Origin of the sequence: Brevundimonas sp. TWP3-1-2b1 (assembly GCF_049896165.1) — a bacterium.
Classification (GTDB): Bacteria; Pseudomonadota; Alphaproteobacteria; order Caulobacterales; family Caulobacteraceae; genus Brevundimonas; species Brevundimonas subvibrioides_B.
Genome location: NZ_JAFCTT010000003.1, coordinates 260,938 through 282,130, shown reverse-complemented (window position 1 = coordinate 282,130; position 21,193 = coordinate 260,938). Strand labels below are relative to the sequence as shown.

Annotated in this window: 22 protein-coding genes and 1 tRNA gene; 16 read left to right on the top strand and 7 right to left on the bottom strand. The window is 66.3% G+C overall.

Features of this window, described 5'->3' with window-relative positions:
- On the top strand, window positions 1–506 hold a 506-nt coding region (locus tag ACP7AB_RS04815), incomplete at its 5' end, for a hypothetical protein (RefSeq protein ID WP_426046107.1).
- Here the strand turns inward: ACP7AB_RS04815 and ACP7AB_RS04810 are convergent.
- Window positions 503–1,630: a DNA cytosine methyltransferase gene (locus ACP7AB_RS04810; protein WP_425992187.1), complete on the bottom strand. Its 1,128-nt coding sequence runs from the start codon at window positions 1,628–1,630 to the stop codon at window positions 503–505. The genes ACP7AB_RS04815 and ACP7AB_RS04810 overlap by 4 nt on opposite strands.
- 80 nt (window positions 1,631–1,710) lie before the next feature.
- Between ACP7AB_RS04810 and ACP7AB_RS04805 the strand changes: the two genes are divergently transcribed.
- Together ACP7AB_RS04805 and ACP7AB_RS04800 are read left to right on the top strand one after the other, a co-directional pair.
- Window positions 1,711–1,950 (top strand): helix-turn-helix domain-containing protein, encoded by a 240-nt coding sequence (locus tag ACP7AB_RS04805; protein ID WP_425992185.1) that lies wholly within the window; start codon window positions 1,711–1,713, stop codon window positions 1,948–1,950.
- A gap of 186 nt (window positions 1,951–2,136) precedes the next feature.
- Complete coding sequence (locus tag ACP7AB_RS04800; protein ID WP_425992183.1) at window positions 2,137–2,547, top strand: hypothetical protein; 411 nt, start codon at window positions 2,137–2,139, stop codon at window positions 2,545–2,547.
- Window positions 2,548–2,565: 18 nt separating this feature from the next.
- Here ACP7AB_RS04800 and polA read toward each other — a convergent pair whose 3' ends face one another.
- A complete protein-coding gene (gene polA, locus ACP7AB_RS04795; protein ID WP_425992181.1) occupies window positions 2,566–5,484 on the bottom strand; it encodes a DNA polymerase I in 2,919 nt (972 codons plus the stop codon).
- A gap of 124 nt (window positions 5,485–5,608) precedes the next feature.
- On the opposite strand from polA, the gene ACP7AB_RS04790 reads away from it, so the two are divergent.
- The gene (locus tag ACP7AB_RS04790; RefSeq protein ID WP_425992179.1) at window positions 5,609–6,037 is read left to right on the top strand and encodes a hypothetical protein; all 429 of its coding nucleotides are present in this window, start codon (window positions 5,609–5,611) and stop codon (window positions 6,035–6,037) included.
- Window positions 6,038–6,042: 5 nt separating this feature from the next.
- Here ACP7AB_RS04790 and ACP7AB_RS04785 read toward each other — a convergent pair whose 3' ends face one another.
- Entirely contained in the window at window positions 6,043–6,483 is a 441-nt protein-coding gene (locus ACP7AB_RS04785; protein WP_425992178.1) for a VOC family protein, read from the bottom strand.
- 174 nt (window positions 6,484–6,657) lie between these two features.
- On the opposite strand from ACP7AB_RS04785, the gene ACP7AB_RS04780 reads away from it, so the two are divergent.
- Both ACP7AB_RS04780 and ACP7AB_RS04775 read left to right on the top strand, forming a co-directional pair.
- Window positions 6,658–8,643, top strand: a complete 1,986-nt coding sequence (locus tag ACP7AB_RS04780; RefSeq protein ID WP_425992176.1) for a CASTOR/POLLUX-related putative ion channel — start codon at window positions 6,658–6,660, stop codon at window positions 8,641–8,643.
- A 99-nt stretch (window positions 8,644–8,742) separates the two neighbouring features.
- Complete coding sequence (locus tag ACP7AB_RS04775; RefSeq protein WP_425992174.1) at window positions 8,743–9,075, top strand: zf-TFIIB domain-containing protein; 333 nt, start codon at window positions 8,743–8,745, stop codon at window positions 9,073–9,075.
- A 164-nt stretch (window positions 9,076–9,239) separates the two neighbouring features.
- Here the strand turns inward: ACP7AB_RS04775 and ACP7AB_RS04770 are convergent, their stop codons facing one another.
- The gene (locus ACP7AB_RS04770; RefSeq protein ID WP_425992172.1) at window positions 9,240–10,952 is read right to left on the bottom strand and encodes a hypothetical protein; all 1,713 of its coding nucleotides are present in this window, start codon (window positions 10,950–10,952) and stop codon (window positions 9,240–9,242) included.
- 187 nt (window positions 10,953–11,139) lie between these two features.
- Here ACP7AB_RS04770 and ACP7AB_RS04765 point away from each other — a divergent pair, with 187 nt between their 5' ends.
- The 5 genes from ACP7AB_RS04765 (at window position 11,140) to ACP7AB_RS04745 (ending at window position 14,663) form a co-directional block, all read left to right on the top strand.
- Window positions 11,140–11,844, top strand: coding sequence for a response regulator transcription factor (locus ACP7AB_RS04765; RefSeq protein WP_303694605.1), 705 nt, complete (start codon window positions 11,140–11,142; stop codon window positions 11,842–11,844).
- Complete coding sequence (locus ACP7AB_RS04760; RefSeq protein ID WP_425992170.1) at window positions 11,813–13,441, top strand: stimulus-sensing domain-containing protein; 1,629 nt, start codon at window positions 11,813–11,815, stop codon at window positions 13,439–13,441. Before ACP7AB_RS04765 ends, ACP7AB_RS04760 begins: the two co-directional genes overlap by 32 nt.
- Window positions 13,438–13,860, top strand: a complete 423-nt coding sequence (locus ACP7AB_RS04755; protein WP_425992168.1) for an HPr kinase/phosphorylase — start codon at window positions 13,438–13,440, stop codon at window positions 13,858–13,860. Before ACP7AB_RS04760 ends, ACP7AB_RS04755 begins: the two co-directional genes overlap by 4 nt.
- Before the next feature lie 108 nt (window positions 13,861–13,968).
- Window positions 13,969–14,373, top strand: coding sequence for a PTS sugar transporter subunit IIA (locus ACP7AB_RS04750; protein ID WP_271084494.1), 405 nt, complete (start codon window positions 13,969–13,971; stop codon window positions 14,371–14,373).
- A 14-nt stretch (window positions 14,374–14,387) separates the two neighbouring features.
- Window positions 14,388–14,663: an HPr family phosphocarrier protein gene (locus tag ACP7AB_RS04745; RefSeq protein WP_425992166.1), complete on the top strand. Its 276-nt coding sequence runs from the start codon at window positions 14,388–14,390 to the stop codon at window positions 14,661–14,663.
- A gap of 60 nt (window positions 14,664–14,723) precedes the next feature.
- Here the strand turns inward: ACP7AB_RS04745 and ACP7AB_RS04740 are convergent, their stop codons facing one another.
- From ACP7AB_RS04740 to ACP7AB_RS04730, 3 genes are all read right to left on the bottom strand, one after another.
- Window positions 14,724–15,680 (bottom strand): rhodanese-related sulfurtransferase, encoded by a 957-nt coding sequence (locus tag ACP7AB_RS04740; protein WP_425992164.1) that lies wholly within the window; start codon window positions 15,678–15,680, stop codon window positions 14,724–14,726.
- On the bottom strand, window positions 15,677–15,919 hold the full coding sequence (locus tag ACP7AB_RS04735) for a GIY-YIG nuclease family protein (protein WP_425992162.1): 243 nt from the start codon (window positions 15,917–15,919) through the stop codon (window positions 15,677–15,679). Before ACP7AB_RS04735 ends, ACP7AB_RS04740 begins: the two co-directional genes overlap by 4 nt.
- A gap of 98 nt (window positions 15,920–16,017) precedes the next feature.
- Window positions 16,018–16,093, bottom strand: a tRNA-Ala gene (locus tag ACP7AB_RS04730).
- 145 nt (window positions 16,094–16,238) lie between these two features.
- On the opposite strand from ACP7AB_RS04730, the gene ACP7AB_RS04725 reads away from it, so the two are divergent.
- The 5 genes from ACP7AB_RS04725 to hisS all read left to right on the top strand — a co-directional run bounded on the left by ACP7AB_RS04725 (window position 16,239) and on the right by hisS (window position 21,078).
- On the top strand, window positions 16,239–16,544 hold the full coding sequence (locus tag ACP7AB_RS04725; protein ID WP_425992160.1) for a YggT family protein: 306 nt from the start codon (window positions 16,239–16,241) through the stop codon (window positions 16,542–16,544).
- Window positions 16,545–16,664: 120 nt separating this feature from the next.
- Window positions 16,665–17,546 carry a 3-hydroxybutyryl-CoA dehydrogenase gene (locus tag ACP7AB_RS04720; RefSeq protein WP_425992159.1) on the top strand — a complete coding sequence of 294 codons (882 nt, stop codon included), beginning with the start codon at window positions 16,665–16,667 and terminating at the stop codon, window positions 17,544–17,546.
- Window positions 17,546–18,103 (top strand): DUF5671 domain-containing protein, encoded by a 558-nt coding sequence (locus tag ACP7AB_RS04715; RefSeq protein ID WP_425992157.1) that lies wholly within the window; start codon window positions 17,546–17,548, stop codon window positions 18,101–18,103. The genes ACP7AB_RS04720 and ACP7AB_RS04715 overlap by 1 nt, the downstream gene beginning before the upstream one ends.
- Window positions 18,104–18,179: 76 nt before the next feature.
- Window positions 18,180–19,424, top strand: a complete 1,245-nt coding sequence (locus tag ACP7AB_RS04710) for a DUF418 domain-containing protein (protein WP_425992155.1) — start codon at window positions 18,180–18,182, stop codon at window positions 19,422–19,424.
- 136 nt (window positions 19,425–19,560) lie between these two features.
- On the top strand, window positions 19,561–21,078 hold the full coding sequence (gene hisS, locus ACP7AB_RS04705; RefSeq protein WP_426046106.1) for a histidine--tRNA ligase: 1,518 nt from the start codon (window positions 19,561–19,563) through the stop codon (window positions 21,076–21,078).
- Window positions 21,079–21,193: the final 115 nt, after the last annotated feature.

Below are 21,193 nucleotides of genomic sequence, written 5' to 3'. Positions count from 1 at the left end.
CGCCGATACTGGTGGCGGGTGGTTTCGGTCCAGGCCATCGTGGTCTCCATCGAAGCTTCGCAACTCCGACAGAATCACAACGAACTGAAATCACCCAACTTCTTTTTCGTTCAGGCTCTCAGATCACCAAAGGACTCTCGTTATGGCTGGATGAGAAACGGGGGTCACGTCAATACTCGATCGTTGTTCCGCTCAAAATTACCACTCGGGAGCGTATCGTTCAGCCATTTGCTCATCAAAGAATCTTGGACGGGCGGTTTGGCGCGGGGCGTTATCGGTCAATGATCCTGTGTGTTAGCGAAACTCAGTTGGATGCCAAAACGAGCACTGTGAAACAAATCTGTGTTCCTGGCACAATCAAGCTATTCCAGAGATATCTAGCATCCGTTGAGGGTCTGTATTACGCCGACCCGCCCGCTCGATATCTTCATAAGGATGTCACAAGCGTCATTACGGTGGGGACCGTGGGTGACTTCTTCCACGACCTGCTTTCTAACTTCTCCTAGAGGGCCAGCTCAGGTTGGCGCTTGGAAATCAATCGATCTGAACGCTGACCGTTCGATCCTACGCTGGTACGGCAGGTGAGGGCCGCTTTGATCGCCTCTCCAGCCGATCTAGCCAGGGGGGGAGGCACGGCATTTCCGATCTGCAATCGGATGTCCCCTCGCGTTCCGAAGAACCTGAAGCTCTCAGGGAAGCCTTGAAGTAGTGCCCCTTCATGGAGAGTCAGCGAACGATTTTCCTGCGGGTGGCCGTATCGACCTCTGGTGAAACTGTCGAACCCGGCTGTGATGGTTGGACACTGCGAGTTCCATTCCAGGCGCCCGTACACATCCGGCCAGCCGCCAGCTTTGGTGTCTGCGACTTGGTGACACGGCAGGCGCAGCGCGAAGGGAATATTCTGCCAACCTCCACCTTGCGGGACGTGGGAAAAGCGCTCTTCGTTCGCGGCGCTGATCTTGCATTTGATGTGATTGGGGTGCCGAGGATGTTCGGTGTAGTCGGTCGGAGGCGAGGGCAGATGGCCGATCACTTCTCGAATCGTGGGTCGAAAGTTCGAGAAAGGAAGAATAGGCTCGGGAAGGTTCAAATCCCTGCGTTGTCCGATCATCAGGAACCGAGATCGAGTCCGAGCGAGCCCAAAATCGGATGAGCAGACGAAGAAGCCGAACATCTCGTAAGCGGCCAAGATGTCTGCCATTCGAGAGATCAATTCTTCGCCACGCTTCTGTCCAAAGACCTCGACATTCTCGAACAGAAATATCTTTGGAGACATCTCAGTGACCAAGCGAGCGAAGTGAAGGACCAAGACATTCCGATCGTCAGTCGCCTCGTGAGCTCCTCGCCTTTGCTTGGAGAATCCTTGGCAGGGTGGACCGCCGCTGAAAACGTCGAGTTCACCCGGCCGAAGTCCGGCTAAGTTGAGCAGATCCCCACCTGTGACGGTCGAGGCATCGAGAACCATTGCGTGGGGCCCGATGTTGGCATTGTAAGTCCGAACGGCGCTCTCGTTGATGTCGAACGCCAACCTCACATCGAGCCCCGCTTCAGCCAGGCCTAAAGACATGCCGCCGGCCCCGCAGAAGCCCTCGATAACCGTCAGGCTGACATCGTCCGCTTGGCGAATCATGATTGTTATCCCTTCGACTTTCCCACATTGATCTTCGTGGTTTCAAAGTCAATATAAAAGAATGATCTTAGATATTTTATATGACCCCGGAAGTTTGTAGGGCCTGTCGCTCATATCTGGCAATGAGTCAGAAATCGCTCGCGCTTGCAGCTCATCTTTCCAGCCAGACAGTCGCGGACTTCGAGCGTGGCGCGCGAACCCCACACCCTAACAACATTAGTGCGCTTCTAGCTGTGTTCGAGGGCGCGGGCATCAAGCTTCGGTATGAGGACGGTTCGATAGTCTCCATCGAACTGCCTGGGGAAAAACAAGAAATCTGACTTGCCTCGCGATCTCTTGGAGCGATCGCGCGGCCTAGGCGATAACAGCGCAAACTAGCAAGCCAACCAAGGTGCTCTCGCGCTTCACAACGGGTCTCCAGCAACACCAAAATTTTGAGCACAGGTCGTAGCGACGATCCATTCTCACACTGAATTGAGCTCTTCGCATGCGTCCGAAGCTTAGCCATGTCAGACGAGAACAAAAACGCAACATCGAGTCAAGTGATAGCTATTGTCTCCGCCGCGCGCCCGAAGGAAATTGCGGAAAAAAGCAAACTATCATTGCAATCACATTTAGCGAGCACTATTTTGATTGCGTCAACTAATAGTGAGGTCGTGATGATCAAAAGACATGAAGACAGCCTGATGGCTCGGATCGACGCCCTGTCGTGGCGGGGGATCACAGAGATAGAATGGTGGGAATTGAGCGCTTGGTACGGCCTTGAGCGGATAACCAAAACAGTTTGGCGAGACATCCGCGATAGATTCGTAGAACTCCAAGCTGGAGACCCTGGCGAAATCCAACTCATCGACCGGCCTGACCGGGTTATCCTGATCAACACCGGATGGACGAAGCCCATAACGGACAAGTTCTAAGGTGGCGCACCTCGCCGCCTAGTGCGCCTCATCCCAGTTCTTCGCCGCCCGCGCCTCCACCACTAGCGGCACCGATAGCGCCACGGCGGGTTCCGCCGCTCCTTCCATGACCCGGCGGATGACGGGGATGGCCGTGTCCGCCAGTTCGTCCGGGCATTCGAAGACCAGTTCGTCGTGGACCTGGAGCAGCATCTTCACCTCCCCGAGGCCGGCCGCTTCCAGCGCCGCCGGCATGCGGATCATGGCTCTACGGATTATGTCGGCGGCGGCGCCCTGGATCGGGGCGTTGATGGCGGCGCGCTCGCCGAACTGGCGTTCGGCGCCCGATTTGGAATGGATGGCCGGGATGTGGATGCGGCGGCCGAAGACGGTGGAGACGAAGCCCGCCTGGCGGACCTCAGCCTTGGTCGCGTCCATATAGGTGCGGATGCCGGGGAAGCGCTCGAAATAGGTCTTGATATAGGCGCCGGCCTCGCCCTGGTCGATGTTCAGCTGGGCGGCCAGGCCGAAGGCCGAGATGCCGTAGACGATGCCGAAATTGATGGCCTTGGCGCGGCGGCGGGTCTCGGGGTCCATCTGGTCGACCGGGACGCCGAACATCTCGGACGCCGTGGCCGTGTGGATGTCGATCCCGGCCTTGAAGGCGCGTTTCAGCTCGGGGATGTCGCCGATATGGGCCAAGAGCCGCAGCTCGATCTGGGAATAGTCGGCGCTGATCAGGACATGGCCGTCGCGGGCGATGAAGGCCTGGCGGATCTGGCGGCCGGTCTCGGTGCGGATCGGGATGTTCTGCAGGTTGGGGTCGGAGGAGGCGAGGCGGCCGGTGGTGGCGGCGGCCAGCTGATAACTGGTGTGGACCCGGTCGGTGGCCTCGTCCATGGCCGCGACCAGGGCGTCGGTATAGGTGCCCTTGAGCTTGGACAGCTGGCGCCAGTCGAGGATGGCGCGCGGCAGGGGGTGGGTCTCGGCGAGGGTTTCGAGGGTGGCGGCGCCGGTCTCCCACTGGCCCGAGGCGGTCTTCTTGCCGCCGGTCAGGTTGAGCTCGCCGAACAGAAGCTCGCCGATCTGTTTGGGGCTGCCGATCGCGAAGGGGCGGCCGGCGATCTCGTGGGCCTGGGTCTCCAGCTCGGCCATGCGCAGGCCGAACTCGGACGACAGACGGCGCAGGCGGGCGGGATCGACGCGGATGCCCTCCAGCTCCATGTCGGCCAGCACCGGCGGCATGCCGCGCTCCAGGGTCTCATAGACGGTCGCCAGCCCCTCCGCCGCCAGCCGGGGCTTGAGCAGACGCCACAGCCGCAGGGTCACATCGGCGTCCTCGGCGGCGTAGCAGGTCGCCGGCTTGAGCTCGACGTGTTTGAACGACTTCTGCGCCTTGCCGGTGCCCGCCACCGATTTGAACGGGATCGGGTCATGGCCCAGATGCAGCCTTGAGAGCTCATCCATCCCGTGCCCGTGCAGCCCGCCCTCGAGGACGTAGCTGATCAGCATGGTGTCATCGATCGGCGCGACCCGGATCCCCTGCCGGGCCATGACCGCCAGATCGTATTTCCCGTTCTGCACGACCTTGAGGACGGAGCGGTCCTCAAGAATGATCTTCATCCGGTCTAAAACGGTGGCCTTGTCCAGCTGATCCAGCGGCGGCCTCGTCTCGGCGGCGTCGCCGAAGTCCAGTCCGCCCCCGTCCGCGACCGGCTCGTGCTCATGGGTCAGGGGCACATAGCAGGCGTCGTTCGGCCCGATCGCCAGGCTGATCCCGCACAGCCCCGCGTGGGTCGCCGACAGGGCGTCGGTCTCGGTGTCGAAGCCCACGACCCCCGCCTCCGTCGCCCGCGCGATGAAGGCGTCCAGTTCCTCCAGTGTCTGGATGCAACGGTAGGCCTCATGGTCCACCGCCTGTTTCTCGACCCCCTCCGGAATGGCCTGGGGCGCATAGCGGGGCGAGATGACCGGGGCGGTCAGGGGCGCGGGCCGGGCGGGCGCGAAGGCCGACCCGTCGTGTCCCTCAAGCCTGCCGTCGCCGACCCGGCGCAGCAGCCCCCGGAACTCCATCGTCTCCAGGAAGGCGGCCAGGGTCGCGGGATCGGGATCGCGCACCTTGAAGTCCTCGATCGGCTCGGGCGCAGGGGCGTCGCAGGCCAGGGTGACCAGCTGGCGGCTGAGCAGGATCTGGTCCCTGAAGTTGATCAGGGTCTCGCGCCGCTTGGGCTGTTTGATCTCCCCGGCCCGCTCCAGCAGGGTGTCGAGATCGCCGTATTCGTCCAGCAGCTGGGCGGCGGTCTTGGGGCCGATGCCCGGGGCGCCCGGGACGTTGTCGACGCTGTCGCCGATCAGGGCCTGCAGGTCGATCATCTTGTCCGGCGTGACGCCGAACTTCTCCATCACCGCCTCCTCGGCCAGGCGGCGATCCTTCATCGGGTCCCACATGACGACCGAGGGCCCGATCAGCTGCATCAGGTCCTTGTCGGACGAGACGATGACGCACTCGCCGCCGGCGTCGCGCACCTTGCAGGCATAGGTGGCGATCAGGTCGTCAGCCTCGTAGCCCGGCAGTTCGACGCAGTGGACCCCGAACGCCGCCGTCGCCTCGCGCACCAGCGGGAACTGGGGAATCAGGTCCTCCGGCGGGGCCGAACGGTTGGCCTTGTACTGGTCGTAGAGGGTGTTGCGGAAGGTCTTGTCGGAGTGATCGAAGATGGCGGCGAGGTGGGTCGGCCCATCGGCGCCCTTCATGTCCTTGAGCAGCTTCCACAGCATGTTGCAGTAGCCCTGGACCGCGCCCACCGGCAGGCCGTCGGACTTGCGCGTCAGGGGCGGCAGGGCGTGGTAGGCGCGGAAGATGTAGGCCGAGGCGTCGATCAGCCACAGCCGGACGGCGGGCCCGTCCTGGGTCAGGGGGCGGTCGGTGTCGGGGGCGTCAGCCAGGGCGTCGGACATGGCGCGAACATAGGGGGCAGGGTCGCCCGCGTCACGGGCCGCGCCGTCAGAAGCGGAAAGCTTGACCGGCCGCGGAGAAGGGCGTCGTCTGCGCAGGGCAGGACGTCCGTCGGGAGCATGGCGCATGAAGACACGAAGCTGGATCTCGGTGGGTCTCGCCTATCCTGCTGCAGCCGCTGTGGGCGCGGCCATTGTGGCGGCAGGCTTCGCCGCCACAGGGGTCGTCGTTCAGCGGCTGAACGGCATGTATGACGAGATCCTCGGAGGGCTGTGGATCACTCCGGTCGCCTTCCTCTATGCCTTCGTCGTCTTCATCGCCGGCCTTGTCGTGATCGGCACGCCCGTCTGGCTGGTTCTGGCGAAACTGGGCCGCACAACCCGAACAGACGCCGTTCTGGGCGGGGCCGCCCTGTGTTTTCTCGCTGCGGTCGCCCTGTTGCTGGCGGCCGGCGAGCCTGGAATGGCCTGGGAGCCATGGGCTTTTTCGGCGTCTCTCGCCATCCCCGGGGCGGCGGCGGGCTGGACCCTGCACCGGGTCGCCTACGGGCGCTGAGGCCCCTACCAGGTTCCCACGTTCGGCATCGACGTCCACGGTTCGGCGGGGGCCAGGGCTTCGCCCTCCTGCAGCAGTTCGATCGAGATGCCGTCGGGCGATCGGACAAACGCCATCCGGCCGTCGCGGGGCGGGCGGTTGATGACCACGCCCGAGTCCATCAGCCGCCGGCAGGTCGCATGGATGTCATCGACCTTGTAGGCGAGGTGGCCGAAATTCCGGCCGCCGGTATAGGTTTCCGGGTCCCAATTATACGTCAGCTCGACCTCGGGCGCCCGCTCGGCGGCCGAGCGGTCCTTGTCCTTCGGCGCGGCCAGGAAGACGAGGGTGAAACGCCCCTGCTCGTTCTCGATCCGGCGGACCTCCTCCAGACCCAGCTGGGTGGTCCAGAAATGCAGGGAGGCGTCCAGGTCGGCGACCCGAACCATGGTGTGCAGATAGCGCATGAGATCGCCTCAGGCTGAGAGGGGGAGAGGCCCGCCTTCTAGTCGGGAATCGTCAGCTTCCAAAGGCCGGAAAAGCGCTCTAAGCGTGGCAGCTCAACGTCCGTGCGCGAATTGTCGCAGGACGCAGCCGTCGGCCAGGGGGCGGGCGGACAACCAGGGATATTCAGCCGCTACATGGGATCGCTCACTCGCGCCAACGCGGCGCGCAGCGCCGGCAAGGGCGCCGCCGCCAAACCGAACACCACCAAGGGACAGCAGGTCGGCGACGTCAGTCTCGGTGAACGGCTGAAGTACGGCTTCGACAAATCCATGGCCGGCGGACCGGTCGCCCTGGTCGGCTGGCTCAGCCTGGTGACCCTGGTGGTGATCGTGATCGCCGCGACCATCCTGGCGATCAGCCGGATGGGCCCGGACGGCGGCTTCAACTTCTTCGAAGCCGCATGGCAGTCGCTGATGCGGACGATGGACGCCGGCACGATGGGCGGCGACTCCGGCTGGCCGTTCCGCTTCCTGACCCTGTTCGTGACCCTGATGGGCATCCTGGTCTTCTCGGCCCTGATCTCGATCATCTCGGCGGGCCTGGACGCCAAGATCGACGAGGCCCGCAAGGGCCGCTCGCGCGTCCTCGAAACCGATCACACCATCATCCTGAACTGGTCGGCGTCGATCTTCGACATCATCTCCGAACTGGTCATCGCCAACGAGAGCCGGAAGAACCCGCGCATCGTCATCATGGCCAACAAGGACAAGGTCGAGATGGAGGACGAGATCACGGACAAGGTGTCCGATCTCAAGAACACCCAGATCATCTGCCGCTCGGGCGATCCGACCGACCTGTTCGACCTCTCGATCGTCAATCCCCAGGCCTGCCGTTCGATCATCGTGGTGTCGCCGGAGGGCGCCGAGGATCCAGACAGCCAGGTGATCAAGACGGTCCTGGCCCTGACCAACGATCCCAAGCGCCGCGAGGCCCGCTATCAGATCGCCGCCGAGCTGCGTGACGCCAAGAACGCCGAGGTCGCCCGCATCGTCGGCGGCGACGAGGTCCAGCTGGTGCTCGCCGACGACCTGATCTCGCGCATCGTGGTCCAGTCCAGCCGCCAGGCCGGACTCTCGGCCGTCTATTCCGAGCTGCTCGATTTCGACGGCTGCGAAATCTACACGACCGAGCTCGAGGAGCTGACCGGCGTGACCTATGGCGACGCCGTCATGGGTTATGAGGACTCCGCCCTGATCGGCATCCGCTATCCCGACGGCCGGGTGCGGATGAACCCGCCGATGGACGAGATCATCGTCGCCGGCTCGCGCGCGATCATCATCGCCGAGGACGACGCGGCCATCAAACTGACCCCGCTGCCCGAGGACGCCATCGACGCCTCGGCGATCCGCAAGCCCAAGGTGGTGCGTCGCAAGGCTGAACGCACCCTGATCATCGGCTGGAACCGTCGCGGTCCGATGATCGCCTATGAGCTGTCGAAATACGTGCGCCCCGGTTCGACCCTCGTGGTGGCCGGCGACACCCCCGGCTTCGCCGAGGAGATCGCCTCCATGCCGCTCGGGTCGACCCATATGAAGGTCACCTCGAAGACCATCGACACCAGCCACTCGGCCTCGATCGAGGCGCTGGACCCGGTCAGCTACGACTCCATCATGGTGCTGGGCTATTCCGACACCATGGAGGCCCAGTCGGCCGACACCCGGACGCTGATCACCCTGTTGCATCTGCGGAAACTTTCCGAGCGGCTGGGCACCCACATCAGCGTGGTCTCGGAGATGATCGACATCCGCAACCGCGAACTGGCCGAGGTCACCCGCGCCGACGATTTCGTCGTGTCCAACAAACTGGTCAGCCTGATGCTGGCCCAGGCGTCCGAGAACGAATACCTCAGCTCGATCTTCGACGACCTGCTGGATGAGGACGGCTCGGAAATCTACATGCGCCCGGTCGGCGACTATGTGGACCTGTCCGGGCCGGTGACCTTCTACACGATCGCCGAGGCCGCCCGTCAGCGCGGCGAGACCGCCATCGGCTATCGCCGCAAGCGCGAGAGCGAGGCCGGCGACGACCGCAACATGGGCGGGGTGGTGGTCAATCCGCCCAAGTCCGAGGCGCTCGACTACCTGCCCGAAGACCGCATCATCGTGCTGTCGGAAGACTGATCGCATCGATCGGGGCGGGGCTGCGACACCCCGCCCCGCTTGGCGCGTCTGGACAGAGGTTCCATTTGCGGGTCAGGTCTGTGGCCTAGGAGATCGTCGATGCCCCTTCTGATGTGCCCCAACGACAATACCCAGATGCAGACACTGGATCGCAACGGCGTCCAGTTCGACATGTGTCCCAGCTGTCGCGGCGTCTGGCTCGACCGCGGCGAGCTCGAGAAGCTGATGGAGAGCGCCGCCGCCAATGCCGTGGCCGCCGCGCCCCCGCCCCAGGCCCAGGCCCAGGCCTATGCGCCGCCGCCCCAGCAGAGCCAGCCCTGGGGCCAGGCCCCGCAGCAGCCGCAGTATCGCGAACAGCCGCGCTATCGCGACGACGACGACAATCGCTACAAAAAGAAGAAGCGCGACAGCATCTTCGACATCTTCGACTGAGGTCGAGCGTCGCCTCCCCGTCGCGACGCGATGGGGAGGGGGATCCGTAGCGAAGCGGAGGAGACGGACGGGGTCTTGCCGCCACTCAGAACCCCTCCGTCAGCTCGCGAAGAGGCTCGCTGTCTCCTCCCCACGCCTGCGGCGCCGGGAGGAGCCAGATCGATTCAGGCCGCCAACCCCGCCGCCTTCATCAGGCCCTTCAGCGGCGCAAGGCTTTCCGGCGCGGCGGTCAGGGCGGCCCGGGAGTCGGGTGCGCGAAACAGCTTGATCGCCTCGGCCTTGGCCCGGTCTGCGGCCGGACCCAGCGGCGCGGTCTCGCCGGCGGCGAGGCGCAGCAGGGCCGACAGCTTTTGCTGCACCGGCGCGGCCGCCCGGGCGAGCTGGACGGTCAGCCTGGCTTCGGCCTCGACCACGCCGCCGACATGGCCGATCGAGGTCATGATCTGTTCGGTGTCGTGCTCAGAAAGCGCGGCCGCCTTCACCGATCGATTCAGCTGGGCCAGGATCTGAAGCTTCCTGGAGGCGGTCGGCCCGTTGAGGCGCATCTCGCTCTCGAAGCGCAGCGAGGTGACGCAGGCGGACAGCCAGCGCGCCGCCGAACGCTTGTTCGCAGTGCCGGTGACGTTCTCGCACAGGCGCGTCAGCTGTTCGGCCTCGCACAGGACGGTCTCGCAGGGCACGACATAGGCCTGGACGAAGTCGGCGGTGACCAGGCTCTTGGACCGTTCGGTGAAGGCGGTCTGGACCTCGTCCAGCGTCAGCAGCCGGCCGGCCGTGGCGGTCAGCGACATGGCGAGCGCGCGCAGGATGTCGATCTCGCCGGGCGCATCGGCGGGACGCAGGCGGCGCTGTCCCACCAGTTCGCGCAACACCATACGAGCCAGGGACGCGGCGAGGATCGGGTACTCCCCGGCCTCGATCCGGGCCCCCAGCCGGGCCGCCGGACCGTCGACCGACGGCATCAGCAGGGCCATACGCGGATCGTGACGGATCAGCATCTCGATCTCGCGCGGCGCGACCATCCGCACCACGGCGGCCAGGCTGCCGCCCTGGTCCAGCGCGGGCCCCAGGATTTCCGACAGGTTGGTCCGCGCGCCCAGTTGCTCGCACAGGATCTGTTCGATCGCGACCATCACCATGGCGCGCGGCGCGCCCTCGCCCGGCGCCCGATCGGCCAGGTCCATCAGCCGGTCGAGACGCGGCCGCGCCCCGCGGGCGCCGGCCAGCGCGCCGGCGATGACCCCGCCCATGATGAAGGCGCGATCCGAGGCGCCCGCCAGCTTCTCGGCCACATCGGCCAGCGACCGGTTGGCCAGGTCGGGGAAGGTTCCCTTGCGCCCGGCGGACATCACCCGTTCCATCGCCTGCCCGACGAGCTTCTGATAGTGACGGATCAGCTCATGCGAGGCCTGACCCGTGGCCTGGCTCTCGGGAATGACGACCTTCTGGATCGCGTGCTGCAGTTCGACGCCGGACGCCTCGAGCTTTTCGACCAGATCCGGCCGGTGCAGAAGCTCGAAGACGGTGATGCCGTTGCGCCCCAGCCAGTCCTCCAGCACCCGTCCGATCAGCTCGCGGGCGTGCGGTGCGTAGAGGTCCTGCGGGCCCAGGCAGTTCGAGCGCTCTTCATCGGCGTTGACGAGGCGCTTCTTCGGCGCTTCCGGCACGCCCTTGGTCAGGACGGTGTGGCTGCTGAACTCCATCGTGTCCGGATCCAGCGTCTCCCTGGTGACCCGCACCGCCACGGCGTGCTTGTCTTTCAGGATTTCCTCGGCGGTATCGACGGCGTGCTTGCGCTCTTCGGTCGCCAGCATCAGCGACCACGGCGCGGGCGCCGTCTTGCGGATATAGAGCTCGTAGTGGACAGGTCCGGCCATCGGGTCGCTTTCTGCGGTCTTGGCCTCAGGTTAGGCCCCAAGGCTTTAAGCTCCCGTTTCGCGAACGAAATCTGGCGCTGGGGCGACTGTGGCCGTAAAGTCACCGTGATCGCGGGCGAACGGTTACGCTTGTCGTGCGTTCAAACGCTCCCGACTTCGGTCAGGATCAGACGAGGAGACCTTCATATTGGCCAACATCACCCTGGTGGACGACGACGAGAACATCGTCGCCTCCGTGTCGCTGGCTCTGGAGAGCCACGGTCACAAGGTGGTCGCCTACCACGATGGCGCCACGGGCCTTGAGGCGCTGGAGGCCTCGCCGCCGGACCTGGCCATCCTGGACGTCAAGATGCCCCGGATGGACGGCATGGAGGTGCTGCGTCGCCTGCGCCAGACCAGCCAGATCCCGGTCATCATGCTGACGTCCAAGGACGAGGAGATCGACGAGATCCTCGGCTTCAACCTCGGCGCCGACGACTACATCCACAAGCCGTTCAGCCAACGCCTTCTGATCGAACGGGTGAAGGCCCTGTTGCGCCGCTCGGGCGGCGACGGCGGCGAGCCGGAACCCTCGGCCGAGATTTCCGGCAAGGCCATCCGGCGCGGCAAGCTGGTCATGGACCCGGCGCGGCACGAAAGCACCTGGGACGGTCGGGCGGTCAAGCTGACCGTCACCGAGTTCCTTCTGCTGCAGGCCCTGGCCCAGCGCCCCGGTTTCGTGAAGAGCCGGGACAATCTGATGGACGCCGCCTACGACGATCAGGTCTATGTCGACGACCGCACCATCGACAGCCACGTCAAGCGGATGCGCAAGAAGTTCCGGGTCGTCGATCCCGAGTTCGACGCGATCGAGACCCTGTATGGCGTCGGTTATCGATACCGCGAGAGCTGACGCTTCGGAGCCGTCCGAGGAGCTGCCGCCGCGCCGCCGCCTGGTCCGGTTCGGCGGGTCGCGGCTCGGCGGGCTGATCCTCGCGCTGAACCTTCTGAGCCTGCTGATCCTTTTCGGCGGGGCCCTGGCGCTGAACGAATGGAGCACCGGGCTGATCAAGACGCGGCAGGAATCCCTGCTGGGCCAGGCTGAACTGCTGGCCAAGGTGCTGAGCGACGAGGACTACACCCGCGGCGAGCCGATCCCGGAACTGAACCCGACCCAGTCGGCCAAGGTCCTGATCGACCGGTTCGTGCCGGCGGGCCAGCGCGCCCGCATCTTTGACCGCGACGGCGTCCTGATCGCCGACAGTTTCGACGTGTCCGACACGATCGAGGGGCACCCCCTGCCGCCGGCGCGCCCGGCCGGCACGCCGGCGGCGCCCGACCCCGTCGACGCCAGGGCGGCCGCAAACCTCGAACGGGCCAATGCGGCGCTGGACGAAGAAATTCTTGCGGCTCTGGCGGGCGATCCCCAGGCCGCGGTGCGGCGGTCGGAGAACGGTGACCGGGTCGTGTCCGTCTCCCTGCCGATCCGCCATGTGCAGCAGGTGCTGGGCGTCCTGACGCTGGAGGCCGGAGACGTCGACCAGATCCTGGACGCCCAGCGGCGCGCGCTGGTGCCGTTCGCCTTGGTGGCCCTGGGGGTGAACCTGCTGGCCTCCCTGCTGCTGCATCTGTTCGTGGCCCGCCCTGTCATGCGGCTGTCGGCGGCGGCGGACCAGGTCCGGCTGCAGCGCGCGCGCGCCATCTCCCTGCCGGACCTGGAGGATCGCCGCGACGAGATCGGCGACCTGGCCCGGTCGCTGGAATCCATGACCGACACCCTGTCGACGCGGATGGACGCCATCGAACGGTTCGCGGCCGATGTGGCGCACGAGATCAAGAACCCCCTGACCTCGATCCGCTCGGCGCTGGAAACCCTCGATCTGGTTCAGGACAAGGACAAGCGCGATCGGCTGACCGCCGTCCTGCAACAGGATGTACGGCGGCTGGACCGGTTGATCACCGACATCTCCAATGCCTCGCGCCTGGATGCGGAGTTGTCGCGCGACCGGCCGCGCCCCGTCGATCTGGCGGCCCTGCTGACCGAGATCGTCAGCGTCTACGAAACCACCGGAAAGCCCGGGGAGGCGCCGGTGACGCTGGACCTCGCCGTCGATGCGCCAGCGCGGGTCATGGGGCGCGACGGGCCGCTGGGCCAGGTGTTCCGCAACCTGATCGACAATGCCCGCTCCTTCAGCCCGACGGGCGCGACCGTGCGGATCGCGGTGCGTCGGGACGAGACCGACACCCTCCTGCCCCTGCGGATAGCCGTCGAGGACGACGGCCCCGGTATCCCGGCCGAGAACCTGGAAACGGTGTTCGAGCGCTTCTACACCTCCCGGCCCCGGGGCACGGCCTTCGGCTCCAACTCGGGCCTCGGTCTGTCGATCGTGCGCCAGATCGTCGAGGCGCATGGCGGCCGGGTCACGGCCACGAACCGGCTGGACGCCTCGGGCTCTGTCAAAGGCGCGCGGTTTGACGTCGCCCTGCCCGCCGTCGGGCGTAGACCGTGAGCCAGCCTGTCCATGCCACCGCAGTCGCCCGGTACGCCTCGGGCGGCTGGCAGGGCGTCCTGCTGCGCGGCCCGTCGGGGGCCGGAAAGAGCGATCTGGCGCTGCGCCTGATCGACGCGGGCTGGCGGCTGGTCGCCGACGACTATGCCTGGATCTGGGCCTCCGACGGCCGTCTGTTCGCCTCCGCCCCCGAACGCATCGCCGGACGGATCGAGGCACGAGGCCTGGACGTTCTGGACGCCGTTTTCCGGCCCCTGGCGCGCATCGTCCTGCTGGTCGACTGCGTCCAGGCGGCGCCGGAACGACTGCCCGAACCGCAATGGGAGACCCTCGCCGGCGTCCGCCTGCCGCGCCTGATCGTGGATGTCCGCCCGGCCTCGGCGGCCGTGACTCTGGCGCTCGCCATCGACCGGCTTTAATCGCAGATCGGTTTGGCCTATCTAGGCCCGCTTGGGTCGGAGCGGGGGCTTCCGATCCACCGCATAGGGGATACCCAGCGTTGCAGTCGCTTTCATGATCGGCTCGGCATGATCGGCCTGGTGATCGTCACCCACGGCGGACTCGCGTCCGAATTCCTGTCCGCCATGGAGCATGTGGTCGGCCCCCAGCGCGGGGTCGCGGCCATCTGCATCGGGCCCGAGGACGACATGGAACGGCGTCGCCGCGACATCGTCGACGCCGCCGCCGCCGTCGATGACGGATCGGGCGTCATCCTCCTGACCGACATGTTCGGCGGCACGCCCTCGAACCTGGCCATCTCGGTGATGGAACAGACCCACGCCGAGGTCATCGCCGGGCTCAACCTGCCCATGCTGATCAAACTGGCCAGCGTACGCGGCCGCGAGACCCTGGAGACCTGCGTGGCCCATGCCCAGGACGCGGGTCGCAAATACATCTCCGTGGCCTCCTGGGTCCTGGCGGGCGAAAAGTAGTTTTGGGCGAGACCATGCCGACCGCGAAGGCGACCGCGAACATCTGCAACACGCGCGGCCTGCATGCCCGGGCCTCGGCGAAATTCGTGAAACTGGCCTCCAGCTTCGAGGCCGAGATCCAGGTGACCCGCGACGGCGTCACGGTGGACGCACGCTCGATCATGGGCCTGCTGATGCTCGGCGCCGGAAACGGTTGTTCGATCGAGATCACGGCCGAGGGTTCAGACGCCCGGGACGCCATCGACGCCCTCAACGACCTAGTCTCCCGCAAGTTCGACGAAGACTCATAACTGTTTGGGGCTACCGCTCGCGACGCGGTCGCTCGCTGCTTGAGCCCCTCTGGCGCCCGGTCATCCCCGCGAAGGCGGGGACACCCCGATGTGGGCGATGCCCAGCCGCTTCGCGATCCTGACCTGACGATCCCGCTCCAGCGCCGCCTCGCGCTGTTCTTCGGTCCGCGCACCGTGGCACCGCTCGCAGCAGACGCCCTCGACATAGAGCGGCGACGTCCGCCCCTCCGGACTGACCGGCATCCTGCAGCCCCGGCAGAGGGTGTGCGTCCCCTCCGCCAGCCCATGCCCCACCGCGACCCGTTCGTCGAAGACGAAGCATTCGCCCTTCCACAGGCTCCCGGCTTCCGGCACCGTCTCCAGATAGCGCAGGATCCCGCCCTGCAGATGGAAGACGTCGGTCACCCCCTCTGACTTCAGAAAGGCCGTCGACTTCTCACAGCGGATGCCGCCGGTGCAGTACATGGCCACCTTCGGCGGGTTCGGCCCCATCTCCCGTTTCCTGGCCAGCAGGGCGCGCCCCTCGGTCCGGAACCACCCCGGAAAGTCCCGGAACGACCGCGTGTTCGGCTGCACCGCCCCGACAAACGCCCCGACCTCGCCCTCGTAGTCATTACGGGTGTCGATCACGATCGTGTCCGGATCGGCGATCAGGGCGTTCCAGTCCTCGGGCGCCACATAGGTCCCGGCGTTCACGGCCGGCTCGAGGTCGGGCAGACCCAGGGTGACGATCTCCGGCTTCACCCGCACCTTCAGCCGATGGAACGGCATTCGTTCGGCGGAAGAATATTTGACGTCCGTCTCGGCGAAGCCGGGCAGGGCGGTCAGGCCTGAGATGACTCGATCCACGGCCGCGGACGGTCCGGCGATCGTCCCGTTCACCCCCTCATGCGCCACGAGAAGAGTGCCCCGCACGGCCTCGCTGCACAGCTGCTCAAGATCGTCGCGCAGGCGGGCTGGCTCGGCGACGGCGGCGAACCGGTACAGGGCCGCGACGCGGATATCGGGGTCGGTCACCAGAGACGCTTTCGAGCAAAGGCGTGGCCAGAGCCAACTTTGAGATAGCGTTCAAACGCCTGGGCTTTGGCGGGGTCGGTAAATGCCAGGTAGGTCACCAGCCGCCACGGCTTGAATTTGGACGTATGCGGCGATTGCCCCGCATTGTGGGCGGCCAGGCGAGACTTCAGGTCGTCGGTCATTCCGACATAGCGCTCGTCGTCATGATCAATGCTCTGAAGCAGATAAACATATCGCATTGGGAGCAGCCCTCCTTCGCCAAGGCTTCGGAGGGCATCCTACTTCGCGCACGGAAAGAAGGGGACCTGTCCTACGAAGCGCGAAGGGCGAAGTAGGATGGTGGAGCCGAGGGGAGTCGAACCCCTGACCTCGTCATTGCGAACGACGCGCTCTACCAACTGAGCTACGGCCCCGTTTTCCGGGTGACAGGCGAGCGCGGGACATAGGCGGGCGCAAGGCGCGGTGTCAACGGGCCGCACGCCGCCCCTCCGGGGAATCCTTGGCCTCGGGCGATTGGCCCGCTAGAAGCGACGTTCATTTCTTGAAGGAGTTCCCCGCATGGGAATGGCGATCGTCTGGCTCATCAACGCCATCATCAGCCTGATGACCTGGTTCATCATCGGCTCGGCGATCCTCAGCTGGCTGTTCGCCTTCGATGTGATCAACCACCGCAACCGCTTCGTGAACCAGCTGGCCGGATTCCTCGACGCGGTGACGCGGCCCCTGATGGAGCCGTTCCGGCGGATCATACCGACGCTGGGCGGCATCGACATCTCGCCGATCGTCGTGCTGCTGCTGCTCAATTTCGCGCGGATCGCCTTCAACAACATGGCCGCCGGCCCGATCATCGCCCTGCTGGGGTGATGTCGGCGCGCCCCGGGGCGTGGCGCAGGCGCCGCAGTGCGACATTCCAGCCTTGCGCCGCGCCCGGACGCTCTTAAGGTGCCTCCGCCCGGGCGAGACGCCGCTTATGACCACGACTAGATGACCTCCACGATCAAGACAGTCGCCGTGATCGGCGCCGGCCAGATGGGTGTCGGCATCGCCCATGCCGTGGCCCTGGGCGGATATCAGGTGCGGCTGTACGATGTGGCCGCCGAGCGGCTGCCCATGGCGCTGGGCGTCATCGCCGCCTCCCTGGCCCGCCAGGTCGAGCGCGGCGGCGTGACCCAGGCCCAGGCCGATACGGCCCTCGCCAACATCTCCGGCGTCAAGACCCTGGCCGAGGCCGGCAAGTCCGACCTTGTCATCGAAGCCGCCGTCGAGGACGAGGCGACCAAGAAGGCGGTGTTCGCCGAACTGGTCCCCCATCTGGGCGCCGACACCCTGCTGGCCTCCAACACCTCCTCGATCTCGATCACCCGGCTGGCCTCCGCGACGGACCGGCCGGACCGGTTCATCGGCCTGCATTTCATGAAGCCGGCCCCGGTGATGAAACTGGTGGAGATCATCCGCGGCATCGCCACCTCGGCCGCGACCTACGACGCCGCCGTCGCCTTCGCCGAGAGCCTGGGCAAGACCACCACCAACGCCGAGGACTTCCCCGCCTTCATCGTCAACCGCATCCTGGTGCCGATGATCAACGAGGCGATTTACGTCCTGTACGAGGGCGTCGGCAACGTCGCCTCGATCGACAAGGCGCTGAAGCTGGGCGCCAACCATCCGATGGGGCCGCTGGAGTTGGCCGACTTCATGGGTCTGGACGTCGTCCTGGCCATCATGAACGTGCTCTATGACGGGCTGGCCGACAGCAAATACCGACCCTGCCCGCTGCTGGTGAAATATGTCGAGGCCGGCTGGCTGGGATGCAAGTCTGGACGCGGCTTCTACGACTATTCCGGCGACGTTCCGGTCCCGACCCGCTGATGGCCCGGTTCGACACCCCCGCCGATCTTCCCGGTCAGGCTCCGGTCATCTGGCGCCGGACCCGCGCGGCAATTCCCCTGGCCGCGCTGGCGGGCGTCATGTGGCCGCCGCTGATCCTGACGCTGCTGGTCTGGCCGCCGCAGAACTGGATTCCGGGTCGGGACATCGACTGGCGGCTGACGGTTCTGCTGATCGGCATGGTCGCCGTGCCGACCGGCCTGTGGTCGATCCGGCGCGAGCGGGACCGTCGCGGTCGCCCAGCCTCGCGCCTCGGCGTCGTGTGGCGCTTCATGCTGTATGGGGGCTTGCTGGCCGCTGCGGCCCAGACGGTGCTCGCCCTGGGCATGATGGTCTATGGCTGGGTCCAGTCGGGCGACCTCGGCCAGGGGGTCGGCGCCACCGAAACCACCCTGCTGATCTATGGCGTCGCCGGCCTGCCGGTCGCGATCCTGGTCGGCGTCAGCTACGCCCTGTGGGCCGGCCTCTGCGCCGCCTTCATCGCCTTCATCCCCGCGCCGGAGCAGGTGAAGGGCCGTCTGGGCGTTCTCGGCCACTGACCCTGCGGCCATCGAGCGGTTTACGCCTGACAGCATTGCGTTAGAACCGTCGGATGATTGCTTTGGGGGAAGCATAATGGCCATGCCCGCACTCGAGGTTCAGCCTCGGACCGCCGCCCGAGGTCTCGCGCCGACCGAGACCAGGGACCGCATTTTCCAGCTCGACGTGCTGCGCGGCTGGGCGATCCTCGGGATCCTCGCCGTCAACGCCATCGCCTTCGCCTGGCCTTTCCAGGTCATGATGTCCGAGGCGCCGCCTCCGGGCGCGACCAGCCAGGCCGATCTGATCGGGGTGTGGGTCACAGACGTCTTCTTCCACGACAAGTTCCGCACCCTCTTCACCATGCTGTTCGGCGTCTCGATCTTCCTCGTCGGCGGCGAGAAGTCCGACGAGGCGCGGGGCGCGCTGCTCTGGCGACGTCTGTTGTGGCTGGGCCTGTTCGGCCTCCTCCACGGCGTGGTGCTCTGGTACGGCGACATCCTGTTGCACTATGCCTACTGCGGCCTGCTGATGATGATGATGCGCTCGTGGAGCGCTCGCCGGCTGCTCTGGATCGGCGGCGGCCTGACCCTGCTGTGGGCCGTTGTCGCTGCGGTCGCCTCCTGGGGCATGGCCAATCTGCCGGCCGAGGTCGCCGCCCAGATGGAGGCCGCCCGCCCGGTGGCGACCCCCGAAGCCATCGCCGAGGCCCTGGCCCTCTACCGCTCCGGCTGGCCGGCCGGCCTCATGGAGAACATCGAGGTCTGGGCGACCTTCCAGCTGATGGCCAGCCCGTTCCTGATCCCGGTGACTGTGCCGTTGATGATGCTGGGTCTGGGCCTGTTCAAGTCCGGCTATCTGCACGGCCGCGCGCCGCTGTGGACCTATCTTCTGATCATCCTGGTCGGCGGCGCCAATCTGGCGGCCTTCGCCGTCTGGGGCTGGCAGGACACGATGGCCGGCGAGGCCGATCCGACCAGGGGCCTGGCGGCGGCCGCCGGCGGCGCGGCCTTCCTGATCACCCTCTTCTACGCCAGCATCCTGATCCTGCTGGTCCGCTTCGGCCTCAGGCCTCTGGTCGCCTGGCTGGCGCCGGTCGGTCGCATGGCCTTCACCAACTACCTGACCCAGACCCTGATCATGGTCACCCTCTACTACGCGCCGTGGGGCCCGATGTGGTTCGGCCAGCAGGGTCCGGCCGAAATATGGATGGTGGTCGGCGCGATCTGGGCCGCCCAGATCATCTGGTCGCCGCTCTGGTTGTCGGTCTTCACCATGGGACCGCTGGAGTGGATCTGGCGCTGCCTGACCTACGGACGGATGGTGCCGATCCGGAAGTAGGGCAGTGGCGAGTGAGGAGTGACGAGTGGCGAGGTCCGCTCTGGACCATCGCGCGTCCCCGGTCACGCCGAGCGGTGGAAGAGCGCCTTGAACTCGCCACTCGCCACTCGCCACTCGTCACTCTAGAACGCCGCCCATGACCGACGCCTCCTCCGCTGCCGAAACGCCTGACCCCATCCGCCCCGAAGCCCGAGGCCCGCGAGGCTTCGCCGACCGGCGCGGGCCCGAGGTCGCGGCCGAACGCCGGATCGTGCGCCAGGTGTCGGAGGTCTATGAGCGCTGGGGCTTCGAGCCGCTGGAGACCGGCGCCTTCGAATACGCCGATGCGCTGGGAAAATTCCTGCCCGACGCCGACCGTCCGAACGAGGGCGTCTTCGCCCTTCAGGACGACGACGATCAGTGGATGGCCCTGCGCTACGACCTGACCGCACCCCTGGCCCGGTTCGCGGCCCAGACCTGGGAGACCCTGCCCAAACCCTATCGCCGCTACGCCTTCGGACCTGTGTGGCGCAACGAGAAGCCCGGACCCGGTCGCTTCCGCGAGTTCGTCCAGTGCGACGCCGACACCGTCGGCTCCGACCGCCCCGAGGCTGACGCCGAGATCATCGCCATGGCCTGCGAGGGCCTTCAGGCCGCGGGCCTCGCCGAGGGTCAGGCCGTGGTCCGCGTCTCCAACCGCAAATTGTTCGACGGCCTGTTCGAGGCCGGCGGGATCACCGATCCGATCCAGCGGCTGACCGCCCTTCGCGCCATCGACAAGTTCGACCGCCTCGGTTGGGAGGGCGTCGCCGCCCTGCTGGGCGAGGGCCGTCTGGACGACAGCGGCGACTATACGAAGGGCGCCAACCTGCCGCTCGGCGTGGCCGCGACCATCGAGGCCTTCCTCGGATCGGCGTCCGAAGGCACGCGCGCCGAGACACTCGACGCCATCGCCCGCTCGGGCGGCCTCGGGGCCGCCGGCGAAGCGGCTCTGGAGGAGCTGGCCGGGATCGACCGCGCCCTGACCGCCATGCGCGTCGACCAGGCGACGGTCCGGTTCGACCCGACCATCGTGCGCGGTCTGGAATACTACACCGGCGCGGTGTTCGAGGCGGAGCTTCTGCTGGACACCACCGACGACAAGGGTCGGCCGGTCCGCTTCGGTTCGATCGGCGGCGGCGGTCGCTATGACGATCTGGTGGCTCGCTTCACCAGCCAGTCGACCCCGGCGACCGGCTTCTCGTTCGGCGTCTCGCGCCTGGCCTCCGCCTTGCGCGCGGCGGGCCGGACTCCGGAGACGGCGCGCGGCCCGGTGGTCGTGATCGTCTTCTCTCAGGACGACATGCAGGCCTACCTCGACGCCGTGTCCGAACTGCGCCGCGCCGGCATCGCCGCCGAACTCTATCTCGGTCGCGCGGGCATGAAGGCCCAGATGAAATACGCCGACCGGCGCAACGCTCCGGCCGTCGTCCTCCTGGGCGGCGACGAGATCGCCGGCGGCCAGGTCACCATCAAGGATCTCGACGCCGGGCGCGCGGCGGCGGCCGGTCTGGCGGACAACGAGGCCTGGAAGGCCGAGCGTCCGGGCCAGCAGACCGTCGCTCGCGGAGACCTCGTGCGAACCATTCGCACGATTATCGAAGCTTCTTCGAGAATGACGCCGCCCATCGGATGACTTATCGATGTTCAGTCATGAAACCACCCGTTTTCGCCTGTGGTTTGATTGACTTGAACAGCCCCGTGGCGTCATCTCCACCCACTCGAACGGCGCGGCGCTGACAAGGCGCAGC